General features: G+C 26.2%; 14 protein-coding genes. 12 read left to right on the forward strand and 2 right to left on the reverse strand.

Translation table 11 applies throughout. The annotated features are described in order from the left end of the window. The first annotated feature begins 39 nt into the window (after nucleotides 1-39). Complete coding sequence (locus tag IC173_RS06430; RefSeq protein ID WP_227435074.1) at nucleotides 40-297, forward strand: hypothetical protein; 258 nt, start codon at nucleotides 40-42, stop codon at nucleotides 295-297. Between the two features lie 260 nt (nucleotides 298-557). Here the strand turns inward: IC173_RS06430 and IC173_RS06435 are convergent, their stop codons facing one another. Continuing rightward, the gene (locus IC173_RS06435) at nucleotides 558-1,232 is read right to left on the reverse strand and encodes a VanZ family protein (RefSeq protein ID WP_227855311.1); all 675 of its coding nucleotides are present in this window, start codon (nucleotides 1,230-1,232) and stop codon (nucleotides 558-560) included. A gap of 263 nt (nucleotides 1,233-1,495) precedes the next feature. Between IC173_RS06435 and IC173_RS06440 the strand changes: the two genes are divergently transcribed. The 7 genes from IC173_RS06440 (at nucleotide 1,496) to IC173_RS06465 (ending at nucleotide 7,503) form a co-directional block, all read left to right on the forward strand. Continuing rightward, a complete protein-coding gene (locus IC173_RS06440) occupies nucleotides 1,496-1,795 on the forward strand; it encodes a hypothetical protein (RefSeq protein ID WP_227830580.1) in 300 nt (99 codons plus the stop codon). A 145-nt stretch (nucleotides 1,796-1,940) separates the two neighbouring features. Continuing rightward, the gene (locus IC173_RS06445) at nucleotides 1,941-2,165 is read left to right on the forward strand and encodes a DUF5071 domain-containing protein (protein ID WP_227845737.1); all 225 of its coding nucleotides are present in this window, start codon (nucleotides 1,941-1,943) and stop codon (nucleotides 2,163-2,165) included. Between the two features lie 42 nt (nucleotides 2,166-2,207). After that, nucleotides 2,208-2,336 (forward strand): hypothetical protein, encoded by a 129-nt coding sequence (locus IC173_RS20690; protein ID WP_255613320.1) that lies wholly within the window; start codon nucleotides 2,208-2,210, stop codon nucleotides 2,334-2,336. 751 nt (nucleotides 2,337-3,087) lie between these two features. Then, complete coding sequence (locus IC173_RS06450) at nucleotides 3,088-3,741, forward strand: TVP38/TMEM64 family protein (protein ID WP_227482611.1); 654 nt, start codon at nucleotides 3,088-3,090, stop codon at nucleotides 3,739-3,741. 156 nt (nucleotides 3,742-3,897) lie between these two features. After that, nucleotides 3,898-5,553: a dihydroxy-acid dehydratase gene (ilvD, locus tag IC173_RS06455; protein ID WP_227855312.1), complete on the forward strand. Its 1,656-nt coding sequence runs from the start codon at nucleotides 3,898-3,900 to the stop codon at nucleotides 5,551-5,553. A 358-nt stretch (nucleotides 5,554-5,911) separates the two neighbouring features. After that, complete coding sequence (locus tag IC173_RS06460; RefSeq protein ID WP_227435084.1) at nucleotides 5,912-6,850, forward strand: S8 family peptidase; 939 nt, start codon at nucleotides 5,912-5,914, stop codon at nucleotides 6,848-6,850. 224 nt (nucleotides 6,851-7,074) lie between these two features. Then, a complete protein-coding gene (locus IC173_RS06465; protein WP_227834316.1) occupies nucleotides 7,075-7,503 on the forward strand; it encodes a flavodoxin in 429 nt (142 codons plus the stop codon). A gap of 192 nt (nucleotides 7,504-7,695) precedes the next feature. Here the strand turns inward: IC173_RS06465 and IC173_RS06470 are convergent, their stop codons facing one another. Further along, nucleotides 7,696-8,313 (reverse strand): aldolase/citrate lyase family protein, encoded by a 618-nt coding sequence (locus tag IC173_RS06470; RefSeq protein WP_227855313.1) that lies wholly within the window; start codon nucleotides 8,311-8,313, stop codon nucleotides 7,696-7,698. A 159-nt stretch (nucleotides 8,314-8,472) separates the two neighbouring features. Here IC173_RS06470 and IC173_RS06475 point away from each other — a divergent pair, with 159 nt between their 5' ends. From IC173_RS06475 to IC173_RS06490, 4 genes are all read left to right on the forward strand, one after another. Then, a complete protein-coding gene (locus IC173_RS06475) occupies nucleotides 8,473-8,841 on the forward strand; it encodes a MerR family transcriptional regulator (protein ID WP_227855314.1) in 369 nt (122 codons plus the stop codon). Nucleotides 8,842-9,313: 472 nt separating this feature from the next. Continuing rightward, entirely contained in the window at nucleotides 9,314-9,676 is a 363-nt protein-coding gene (locus tag IC173_RS06480) for a metal-dependent transcriptional regulator (protein ID WP_227435091.1), read from the forward strand. 11 nt (nucleotides 9,677-9,687) lie between these two features. Beyond that, nucleotides 9,688-11,352 (forward strand): helix-turn-helix domain-containing protein, encoded by a 1,665-nt coding sequence (locus IC173_RS06485; protein ID WP_227855315.1) that lies wholly within the window; start codon nucleotides 9,688-9,690, stop codon nucleotides 11,350-11,352. Between the two features lie 62 nt (nucleotides 11,353-11,414). Next, complete coding sequence (locus IC173_RS06490) at nucleotides 11,415-12,167, forward strand: sulfite exporter TauE/SafE family protein (RefSeq protein WP_227435094.1); 753 nt, start codon at nucleotides 11,415-11,417, stop codon at nucleotides 12,165-12,167. Nucleotides 12,168-12,450: the final 283 nt, after the last annotated feature.

Below are 12,450 nucleotides of genomic sequence, written 5' to 3' on the forward strand. Positions count from 1 at the left end.
ATGACTTAAAAATAAATTAAATATATTGGAGAATTTGAAATGATAATAATTAGAAGCCAGGATAAAACTAATTTAATGAAAGTTAGTAAAATTGAAATAAATGATAATCAAATATATGTAACATTTGAAGATATGTATAATACTAGGAAGATAGGATGTTATGAAAGTAAAGAGAGAGCAATACAAGTATTAGATAAGATACAAAATTTTATTGAGAATGGCACTGAATATGATTATATAACTGCTAATAAAGTTAGATGTAATGTAAATCGAATATTTCAAATGCCAATTAAGTAAGGTTATTATATTAGGCTATTCAGATTTGAAAATTATTCTAATAATTTTGTTGAAAGTGATTATAATTAAAATTTATTTTAAATATTGTTTTTGCTATAATCAAGCAGAAAAGTGAAAATAGGTATTATCAATAAGATAAAAAGTTATTGTTAAATATATTAAAGAATAAAATACCCTGTTCTTAAGGTAGTAAGAATGGGTATTTTATTTGTACATAAATATTAAGATAAAATGTAAAGCTAATAGATACATTAAATTATCTAATAAGTGATATAAAAATTATACAATAGAAATTCTCCTAAAATAGCTAATATTAAGTACATAATAGCTTCATTTTTAGGGAGGTTAATAGTTTTTCTATTTGTATCATCATCAGCTTCAACAGCAATTTCATCTTGAAGAATCTGTTCATATCGATGTGCAAAGATAGTCTTTTTACTTATATAATTAAATAAATTATCTATACATATCCATATGAAGTATCCCAAAATAGCACCTAGAGTATTCATCATCAAATCATCAATATCTGTGGTTCTATGATTAAATAATTGACAAATCTCAATTGCCAATGAAAAGCTTAGTCCAGTACATAATATGCTAATAAAATTTCTAAATCTTTTCCAAATCAAAGGAAGTAAAAATCCTAAAGGCATAAACATGATGATATTTAGAATGTAGGTTAAAGCACCACTTGAACTAAATGGAATTAAATTTATTTCATCTAGTCTAATAATTTCACCATATCTACCTATATCCCATATACTTCCAATACCTGCTTTGCTAAGTGCTAAGTAAATATAAAACAAAAAAACATAGACCCATATTAGATGTGTTACTAAATTCCTTTTTTCTTTTAAATTTACTCTTCTTATAACAATTATTTGGTATATTAAACAAGGTAATATTGCACAAAATAACGGATAAAGTGTACACATAATTTTAATTTATCTCCCTCCAAAATTTATATTTTTGACCTTATAAATACTATCTTTATTGTAATCTTTAAAAATAAACTTTTCTTTAATAAAACCTTAAAAATTTATTAACTTATAAAAATAAACTATGTATCCTTATAAGACTTAGAAAATTGAATCTTCTACACTTAATATGTAAGTATTTAAAAATTTTATCATATGTATAAATATTATAAATATATGGAAATAATAATAGTATATATTGGTAAAATAGGAGGAATTGTATGAAATGGATTAAATGGTATAGTATTACATGTATATGTATTTTTGCTCTTATAACTTTTTTTATGTTAATGTTTCCTAATAAAGTAAAAATACTTGATGCTTCATCTGCATATAGTTTTATTGAAAAAAAAGTGCCAAATAATGCTACCTATCAAGGATACAAGAGGAATCAAATTGATGGTACTACTACAATTTATTATAATTATAATAATTCAACTCATGTAGTAAAATTATCACACCCTGAATATAATTCGAGAGCGATTAACTGGGATAAAGTTTCAAATATTATATTTGATTAACTTAAAATTAGTACTTATATACAAGTATATTAAGTTATAATTTGTTTTATATTTGTAAATGTAGATATTAGTATCTAAATATAAACGATTTTTGTCTATCTTGAAGATAAGACAACTATTGTGTGTTAGACTGGAGAAATAGATTATGAAAAATGTCGAAGAACTACTTCCAAAAGATAAGTTTGATAACTGTAATATTGAAAAATTAAAATTATTATCTGATGAAGAGATAAAACCTATTTGCCTTAAGCTTTTAGAATGGATACAAGATTACAATTGGCCTGTTGCAAAAGATATATTGCCTGTATTGGTATTACATCAAGAAATTATTACTCCACTGATAATAAATATTCTTACCCCAGAGGAATAAGATGATGATTGGAAATATTGGATAATCGTATGTCTATTACCAATGTTCACAGATAAAAAACTTGAACCAATTATACTTTTTATAAAGAGAATTGCAGAAAAGCCAACAAAATGGGAAAATATTTCAGAAGTAGATGAGGTTGCGAGAAAATTATTACAATTAAGGTTATGAGTATTTTTGGAGTGTGCTTTATTAGATAAGATATGTATAATAGTTCAACTTTACAAAACTATGCTATTATGTGATATGCAGTTAAAAATATGGGATTTTAGAAAATAATTATTTTATGAAGGTTTATGGATTTATATATGAATATATGAAGATATTTTAGACTTATATTCTTCAAAAAATATTGTTGATAGAATACAAATAGCAGTGTATTTCTAATATACTTATATACCTAAAAACATTCTCTTAATGGGAATGTTTTTTATTTATTAAAAAATCAATATTTATTAATGCATGAAATAATAAAGCTCATATTTTCTATAAATAATACTATCTTACATCTTATTAAAAAAATTTTCTAAGGAATACAATAAAAAATAATTATTTAGTTTAATTGTGTAATTTATTGATATTTTTTAGATTTTTTGTAATTAGTTAATATAAAAATGTATTATAATGATATTATTGAAACTTGAAAATCTGATAAAGAGATAATATCATAAGAAGTGATTACTATTAACTTTCATCTAATAAGTCTAAATCATATAGAATCTGAATTAATTAATATTAAAAATCTTATTTTAATTTTTGATGTAGGATTATTAACTTTGATGAAATTTTAAAAAGTCATGAAGAAGTTATTTAGATGGAATATAAATAAAGGGTTATTTATTGAAACTTAAAAAAGAAGATAAATAATAGAGATATACAATAAATACACATAGAAAGGATGATATTTATTATAAAAAGGAATTTGAAAGGAATTGTTACAGCACTTATCATTGTTATTTTTATACTCATTTATTATGCATTTTTTAGGGGTATTACAGCAGAGCAAATACGTCAATATGTGCAATCATATGGAAACTATGCACCCTTTGTATATATATTGATTTTCTCAATTTTGCCAATTACTTTTTTTCCAGTTCCAGTATTAGCATTGGCTGGAGGATTAGCATTTGGATTGTGGAAAGGGACACTTTATACGATAATAGGTGCAGGTGTTAATAGTGCAATTATGTTTATGATGGCAAAGGTATTAGCTAAGGATGCCATAACTAAGTTTTTAAAAAATAAATTATCACCATCTTTATGGAAACTTTTTATGGAGGCAGATGAGAAGAGAGGATTTTTTATTATATTTGTATTAAGATTGATACCAATTACTCCATATAATCTGATAAACTATGGAGCAGGGCTTACTAATATAAGATTTAGTAGCTATATGTTTGCAACACTTATTGGTATTTTACCAGGAACATTAGTGTTCTTAAATATAGGAGATAAAGCTATTGATATCACTAATCCTTCTTTTATAATTTCTATAGTGTTGTTGTTTTTATTAATAATAACATCTTTAATATTGGCAAAAAAGATTTCTCCAACTAGCATATCTAAGAGAGAATAACTATTTAATTTATTTGTGTAAGATATTAATATAAAATAGTAATATTTTTATATTAATATCTTTTAATATTTTTTGGGTTTTTTGTAATTAATTGATATAAAAATATATTATAATAATATTATGAAAATTTTTAAAATATAAGAAAGAGGTAATAACATGAGAAGTGATATAAAAAAAGGAATAGAGGGAGCTCCAAAGAGAGCATTAATGTATGGAATGGGTCTTACTAGAGAAGAAATTGAAAGACCATTAATAGGTATAGTAAATGCACAAAATGAAGTGATTCCTGGTCATCTTCATCTTGATGAAATAGCAGAAGCAGCAAAAAATGGAGTGAGAATGAGTGGTGGATTACCATTAGAATTTCCAGCTATAGGAGTTTGTGATGGTATAGCTATGGGGCATGTTGGAATGAATTATTCACTTGCTTCAAGAGAATTAATAGCCGATTCTATAGAGGCAATGGCAATGGCACATGGTTTTGATGCTTTAGTACTTATACCTAATTGTGATAAAATAGTCCCAGGAATGTTAATGGCGGCTGCAAGACTTAATATACCAAGTGTTGTTGTAAGTGGAGGTCCTATGCTTCCAGGAAAAGCAAATGGAAAAGTATATGACTTTAACTCTGCAATGGAAGGTGTTGGAGCTTGTAAGGATGGGACAATGAGTGAAGAAGAACTAGAAGTGTTGGCAGTGAATTCTTGTCCTGGTTGTGGTTCATGTTCTGGGCTTTTTACAGCTAATAGTATGAATTGTTTAACAGAGGCACTAGGTATGGGTATTCCATATAATGGTACTGCTGCTTCACATTCAGGAGAAAGAAAAAGAATAGCAAAATATGCAGGTATGTATGTTATGGAACTTCTTAAGAATAATATAAAGCCTAGAGATATTTTGACAATAGACGCTTTTAAAAATGCAATAACTGTAGATATGGCAATGGCTGGTTCTACAAATACAGTGCTTCATTTACCTGCAATAGCCTATGAAGTAGGAATAGAACTTAATTTAGATTTATTTGATGAAATAAGTGAAAAAACTCCTTGTTTAACAAAATTAAGTCCAAGTGGTAAGCATCATATCGAAGATTTACATATGGCAGGAGGAATACCAGCTATAATGAATGAACTTTCAAAGATAAAAGGAATAAATTTAGATTGTAAAACAGTAACAGGCGAGTCTATAGGAGAAAACATAAAAAATTGTGAGATAAAGAATGAAGAAGTAATACATACATTAGAAAATACATATAGCAGTCAAGGTGGCCTATCAATTTTAAGAGGTAATCTTGCTGTAAATGGAGCAGTTGTAAAAAAATCAGCAGTAGCAGAGGAAATGTTGATTCATGAAGGTCCAGCAAGAGTTTTTAATTCAGAAGAAGAAGCTGTTAGTGCTATATTTGACAAAAAAATAAACAAAGGTGATGTTATAGTTATAAGATATGAAGGTCCAAAAGGAGGGCCAGGAATGAAAGAAATGTTATCTCCCACATCAGCAGTTGCGGGAATGGGGCTTGATAAGCATGTAGCACTTCTTACTGATGGGCGTTTTTCAGGAGCTACCAGAGGGGCATCTATAGGGCATATTTCTCCAGAAGCTATGGAAGGTGGTTTAATAGGAATAGTTGAAGAAGGAGATATAATTTCTATAAATATACCAGATAAAAAATTAGAACTAAAAGTAAGTGAAGTAGAAATAGAAAATAGAAAATCAAAATTTAAGCCTTTAGAACCAAAAATAAAGCATGGATATTTAAGTAGATATGCTAAGCTGGTTACATCAGCAAATACAGGGGCAGTTTTGAAATAGTAAATATATTAAAAAAGTAGAGAATATTAAATACTAACAGGATATCTTAAAAAGTTTTTACCATAAATAAGATATCCTATTTTATTGTTTTAAATGTATAAAATATTTTATATCCTACAAAAAAGTAGATTATCTACAAAAGTAAATCTGTATATGTAAGCAAATCTTTAGTTTGATATAACATATAAATTTTATTTTGTAGACAATAAAATATGACTCCTAAAAATAAAAAACATATCATAAATATAAATAGATGAGTATAAGCATGTAACTATAAATTAAATTATTAATTTATAGTTTATCACTTTAACTTGTTTATAATTTTTTATATGCAATAAAATTTTTAGGGGGATACATTATGAATAAAAAAATGAAGTTAATTCCATATGAGATAAATGAAAATCTAAGAGGAACAAAGAATAAATTTCCATATGGTATAAAACAAATGAATGCTAAAGGAATGTGGGAAGAGGGTTACACTGGTAAAAATGTTGTAGTTGGTATAATAGATACAGGTTGTGATACATCTCACCCTCTATTAAAAGGAAAAATCATTGGAGGTGCAAATTTCAGTGATGATAGTAATGGAAATAAAAATATATATGAGGATTTTAATGGACATGGAACACATGTAGCAGGCATTATAGCAGCATCTAATTATAATAATGAAGTTATGGGAGTAGCACCAGATTGTAAATTATTAATAGCAAAAGCATTAAATAAAGATGGTATTGGGACATATCAGAGTATAATTAATGCTATCAACTTTGCTGTAAGTAGCAAGGTAGATATTATATCTATGTCTCTAGGAGGGAATAAAGATGATAAAAATCTAAAAAATGCTGTTTTACAAGCAGTAAAAAATAATATTCCTGTAGTGTGTGCAGCTGGTAATAATGGAGATGGGGATTCTAGTACAAGTGAATATAGTTATCCAGCAAGTTATCCTGAAGTAATAGAAGTAGGTGCAATAAATGAAAATTATTTAGTTGAGAAATTTAGCAATTCAAATAGTACAATAGATTTAGTTGCACCAGGAAGAAATATTTTATCCACTTATATGGATAATAAACTTGCTATTATGAGTGGTACTAGTATGAGTGCACCCTATGTAACAGGTTCAATGGCATTGATTAAAGAGTGGGCAAGAGAAGAGTTTGAACGAAATTTTGATGAAGCTGAGTTGTATGCACAGTTGATAAAGTGTACAAGAGCACTTGGTTTGCCTAGAACAGAACAAGGAAATGGTTACTTATATTTAAATCTTTATAAATACAAGGGAAATACTAAAAGATAATCTTTGTTTGCTAATGAAAGATAAGGACTATATATTTACGAAATAAATGATAAAAATTATTTAATGAGAAATATTATCAATAAGTATTGATTTTTAAAACTGTGCATGATATTATATATTTAGAAAAAATAAAGAGATTTCAAATAAAGAAATCTTTTATTTTTTAAATTCTAGTTAGCTATAGCTAACTAAAAGAATGATTAAAAATATCGTAGGAGGTAAAAATGAATAAAATATATATTGTTTATTGGAGTGGAACAGGAAATACTGAAAAAATGGCAAATTTTGTAGCTGAAGGTGTAAAGTCAAAAGGTAAAATAGCAGAGGTTTTAGATGTAAATTTATTGAAACCAAGCGATTTAAAAGGAGAAAATAAATTTGCACTAGGTTGCCCATCTATGGGAGCAGAACAATTGGAAGAAGGTTATATGGAACCATTTGTATCAGAATTAGAAGCAATGGTATCAGGTAAACAGATTGGATTATTTGGTTCATATGGTTGGGGAAATTGTGAATGGATGAGAGATTGGGAAGAACGTATGCAAAATGCTGGTGCTACAATTATAGGTGGTGAAGGAATCACAGCAATGGAAGATCCAGATGGAGAGGCAGAGGCTAATTGTATTGAATTAGGTAAAATGTTGGCTGAATAAATTTGTATGCTATAAAAAGCTAATTTTTAAAAACTAATGATAATATTAGTATACATAACACTAAAAAATATTAATAGCATGATATATGTAATGAATATTTTATAAAAGATAAAATATTTAATATTTTGACTTCAATATATATTCAGTACTGCCAGATAACGATTTTTTATTTGTTATCTGGCAGTATGTTTATTAAGTATAAACTGAATAATCTGAGCTATTTAATCTTATGAAAGTTTTAATAAGTGTTGTAGAAAAATGTAAGGAAAAGGAGTAATAATGTGCTCCATTTATTGTAAAAGAAATATAACCATCAACCTGTACTATATTTTCAAGATTGTCATAGCCTGCTTTTTGTTCAATTAACATCATTTTCAATGTTTCTTTATCTGCATTTTTAATATAGTCTAAATAATTCATATGCCCATAATACGAAGCACGTTGAGGGTTGCATCCTCTTATGCCTTTTGGTGGATAGGTAACTGATACTGCTTTTTGTGCGTCTTGTACTGTATTAATAAATGGAAAGCCTATAATATCTGTTCCCATATCCATTATAGCTCTAACAAGAGTAGGGTCACTATTTCCCAATCTAACCAAAGAAGCAGCACCACCAGCATGTGCTGCTATCATATGTTGCTGAATGTCTTTATGGTCTAAAGCTCCATGTTCTCCCTCAATCCATACAAAATCGTATCCAGATAATCCTACTAATTCACTTACAGCTGAATCAGACAGTGAAACTGCAATCCCACAAAGTACTTTTCCTGCATTTAAATTTTCTTTAATCATAGTTGCATATTTTTCCATTTATATAATCCTTTCTTTTACAAATTGATTTTTACACTTCAAACTATACAACTTCAACCTAACTTGAAGTCAATACTTTTTATTGAATACTGATTGACTATTATGAAAGGAATTTTTATAATGTTATTATTCATTTAAAAGTTTAGGGAGGTAAAGAACATGCAATATTCCATGACTGAGGTATCAAAAATAACTGAAATTTCTCCATCAGCAATCCGTTTTTATGAAGAAAAAGGTTTACTACTTCCTATCAATAGAAAACCAAGCGGTGTTCGTTACTTTTCAGAAAAGGATGTAGAACACTTGATATTTATTACAGAACTTAAAATGGCAGGTTTATCTATAAAGAATATATATGAATGTTTTCATTTCTGTGATATGGGAGATGACACAATAGATAAAAGAATTTGCCTATTTGAGCAATATAAACAGAATATTCAAAATAAAATACATGTGTTGGAACATTGTATGGAGCAAATAGATGAAAAAGTAGCTTATCTAAATGAAAAAAAGGCAGTTAAGAAATAATTTTTTGTGCTCTTTTTATAACTATTTCTATTGAGGATAAGTAAATATAGAAAAAGGATACTAGTTTTTGATATTAACTTCTTAGAATTAATGGGTTGATAATAATTAAAATAGTGTGTAGAAAATGAATTAGTATTCCTGTCATTTATACCTGATTTTATGAAGGTTTTTCAACTATGTTGTCTATTTATTTATTTATTTATGTAAAGTCTCGTTTTTAATGATTTTTACACTATATATCAAAATCTAAAATGGGTTTTATTTTATATGATATTTCTCTATGTAATAAAAAAGAAAATTATGATAAGATATATTAATGTAAGTGATAAAAATACTTATGAGTATAAAAGTGAGTATTTTTTTATTATATATGAACAATCTAGATTATGATGTTAAAACATACAGTTATACTTTTTTAATTAGTATGATAAAAATATTAGAATTGAATTGTTATTGCTTGGGGGAAGTAGAAATGTATGAATCAAGAGAAAATTATTTAGAGACAATATTGATTTTGGAGAAGAAAAATGGAGTTGTAAAGTCTATTGATATAGCAAAAGAATTAAATTATAGTAAAGCAAGTGTAAGTAGAGCTGTAGGGATTTTAAAAGAAAGTAGTCTTATTATAATGATGCTTGATGGTGAAATTATTTTAACTGAGAATGGTAGAAAAAAAGCAGAAGAAATTTATGAAAAACATATTTTAATTACTAGATTTCTAATAAATACATTGGGAGTTTCATTCAATATAGCTGAAAAGGATGCATGTAGAATAGAGCATGTGATAAGTAATGAGACATTTGAAAGAATAAAAAAATATTTAGACAAAAACTAAGAGGTGAGCTTATGGAGTATTTTAGTGAGTCGAGTAAATATGAAGTGCAAAAATTTAATTGGGGAGAAGTTACATGGATACATGAGCCATCAAAAACACAATCTAATAGACTTAGTGCTGGAGTTGTAAAATTTTTTCCAGGAAATTGTCAAGAAAAACATTTTCATTTAAGTGAAGAACAACTTTTATACGTGATTCAAGGAGAAGGAATACAAATAATTGATGGTAGAAAGATTAATATAAAGAAATCATCAATAATCTATTGCCCACCATATTCAGAACATGAAATTATAAATACTGGTAAAAATGATTTGATAATATTAATCGCCTATGTTCCCTATAAATTTTCGAGTTTAAAACAATTACCAATCATGTTTTCTGAGAATAATATACAAGAATTAGTTAATATAAATATAATTGAAAATATTGCAAATCAAATATCTAATATACTGAAGCTTAAAATATCTATTTATGATTCAAAACACGAAAAAATATTTGAAACTAATGGAGAAGTTAAATTTTGCGTTACTTGCAAAAATATAAGAACCTGTAATAGAAAACTTAATAAAAATATAAATAACGACAATTTTACTAAAATATATAATTGTGATTATGATGTTTCTAGTCTAGAGATACCGATAGCATTAGAAGAAAATATAATTGGGTATATAGAATGTGGAAATTTTATAATATATAAATCTATTGATATAGATAAAAAGTTGTCTATATTGTCAAATAACTCAAATATAGATACAAAATATATAAATAAAATTTACAGTGAAATTCCATTAAATCCTAAAAGTAGATTATATGTATTAAAAGAAAATTTACTAATGGTAACTGATTTTATTCAGGAAATAGCGAAAAGAAAATTCTTTGAAAACCAACTTAGCATAAAGGATGAGGAAATATTAAAAAATAGAAAAGACAATATAAGGCTTGAAGATGCACTTAAAAAGGCTAATACTAGGCTGTTAGAAGAAAAATGTATTATAAGCCCTATAGAAATTAGTATACTTAATACTGCTGGTGGAGAGTATCCTTATGAATTAGAATTTTCTCTTGAGAAAGAAATTAAAAATATGAATTTAGAAGGTATTTGTAAATTAATAGAGGTAAATAAGAAAATACATAATAATATTAAGAGTATTGTTCAAGAGATGACGCTCATATTATCTAGAACAGTACTTAGAGATTTAGAAGATTTAAATCTTATTTATTATGTAAAAAATAAATATACTAAAAAAATATCACTTGTAAGTAGTGATGAAGACTTATGGAATATATTACTTGAATTTTCTAAAGAATGTATTGATATTAATAGAGACTTTTGGAGAAAAGATAAAGTAAATTTAATTGAAAAGATAAACGAATATATACAAAAACATTATAAAGAAAATATAAATTTAAATAGCATATCTGATGTATTTTTTATAAGTCCAAATTATTTAAGTTCTATTTTTAATGAAAAGAATAAAATTTCAATAACTGAGTATATAAATATTCTTAGAATAGAAGAATCTAAAAAATATTTAAAAAATGGAAATATGAGTATAGCAGATATTTGTAAGAAAGTAGGATTTAATAATAGCAGTTATTTTTCACAAATATTTAAAAAATTTAATAATAGTACTCCAAATGAATATAGAAAAAATATATTGGACAATAAAAATTAAAAAGAAATTGTATAGAGTATATATTATAAAGGAGATTGAAATAGAATGTATGGAGGAATTTTATGTTTGTAATTACTTTTTTATGTATAGGGGGTTTTATAGCTGCTTTTGTAGATTCTATAGCAGGTGGAGGTGGGCTTATCAGTATGCCTGTTCTTATGGCTATTGGAGTACCAATACATCTTGCTATTGGTACAAATAAATTTGCAGCATCAGCAGGTTGTATAAGTAGTGCTTATAGATATGCAAAATCTGGCAAAACTAATAATGAACTTTTAAAAAAGTTAGTTCCTTTTACTATTATAGGTAGTATTTTAGGAGTAAAATGTGTATTATCAATAAATGAAAATATACTAAATGTTTTAGTTGTATTAATGATTTTAATAGTGGCAATTTATACTTTTGTTTCTAAAAATTTAGGTCAAGAAGATAGATTTGAAGGTATTAATAAGAAAAATTTGAGATTAGGAATGCTTATGGCATTTATAATGGGATTTTATGATGGTTTTTTTGGACCTGGAACAGGAACATTTCTAACTTTCGGATTTATAAAAATATATGGATATGATTTCTTGCATGCTTCAGCAAATACAAAAATATTAAACTTGACAAGCAATGTAACTTCGTTATTATTATTTATGATAAATGGTCAAGTATATTATAAAATTGCTGTATTGTTTGCATTAGTGATGATAATAGGGGCCTATGTGGGTGCTAAAGTTGCAATAAAAAATGGTTCAAAAATGATAAAACCAATATTTTTAGTAATGGCATTGTTTATGGTCACAAAGCTAATGTACCAGACATTGTTTTAATTAGATAGTTTTAATTCCTATAATTATTTATATATTATATAAAAATCTACAACCATTGTAGTTATATTAGTTATGGCTTTTTTATAGGATACTGATAATTAAAAACTTCAAGTGTTTTGTAGTTTCTAAATGCTCATTATAGTATATATGAGAACATATATTTCATGTTATTTTAAGATTTTCATGAGGTTAATGTTGTATAAATATGAATATATACAAATTTTACAAAAATTCTAATTATCTTCTAATACAGTTCATATATAATACATATGGAAATTGTAAT

Origin of the sequence: Clostridioides sp. ES-S-0048-02 (genome assembly GCF_020658495.1) — a bacterium.
In the GTDB taxonomy this organism is placed as follows: Bacteria; Bacillota; Clostridia; order Peptostreptococcales; family Peptostreptococcaceae; genus Clostridioides.

Bases quoted from the DNA above. Each gene is read 5' to 3' on its own strand.
- IC173_RS06430 (WP_227435074.1), top strand. From the start codon at position 40: ATGATAATAATTAGAAGCCAGGATAAAACTAATTTAATGAAAGTTAGT.
- IC173_RS06435 (WP_227855311.1), bottom strand. From the start codon at position 1,232: ATGTGTACACTTTATCCGTTATTTTGTGCAATATTACCTTGTTTAATA.
- IC173_RS06440 (WP_227830580.1), top strand. From the start codon at position 1,496: ATGAAATGGATTAAATGGTATAGTATTACATGTATATGTATTTTTGCT.
- IC173_RS06445 (WP_227845737.1), top strand. From the start codon at position 1,941: ATGAAAAATGTCGAAGAACTACTTCCAAAAGATAAGTTTGATAACTGT.
- IC173_RS20690 (WP_255613320.1), top strand. From the start codon at position 2,208: ATGTTCACAGATAAAAAACTTGAACCAATTATACTTTTTATAAAGAGA.
- ilvD (WP_227855312.1), top strand. From the start codon at position 3,898: ATGAGAAGTGATATAAAAAAAGGAATAGAGGGAGCTCCAAAGAGAGCA.
- IC173_RS06460 (WP_227435084.1), top strand. From the start codon at position 5,912: ATGAATAAAAAAATGAAGTTAATTCCATATGAGATAAATGAAAATCTA.
- IC173_RS06465 (WP_227834316.1), top strand. From the start codon at position 7,075: ATGAATAAAATATATATTGTTTATTGGAGTGGAACAGGAAATACTGAA.
- IC173_RS06470 (WP_227855313.1), bottom strand. From the start codon at position 8,313: ATGGAAAAATATGCAACTATGATTAAAGAAAATTTAAATGCAGGAAAA.
- IC173_RS06475 (WP_227855314.1), top strand. From the start codon at position 8,473: ATGCAATATTCCATGACTGAGGTATCAAAAATAACTGAAATTTCTCCA.
- IC173_RS06480 (WP_227435091.1), top strand. From the start codon at position 9,314: ATGTATGAATCAAGAGAAAATTATTTAGAGACAATATTGATTTTGGAG.
- IC173_RS06485 (WP_227855315.1), top strand. From the start codon at position 9,688: ATGGAGTATTTTAGTGAGTCGAGTAAATATGAAGTGCAAAAATTTAAT.
- IC173_RS06490 (WP_227435094.1), top strand. From the start codon at position 11,415: ATGTTTGTAATTACTTTTTTATGTATAGGGGGTTTTATAGCTGCTTTT.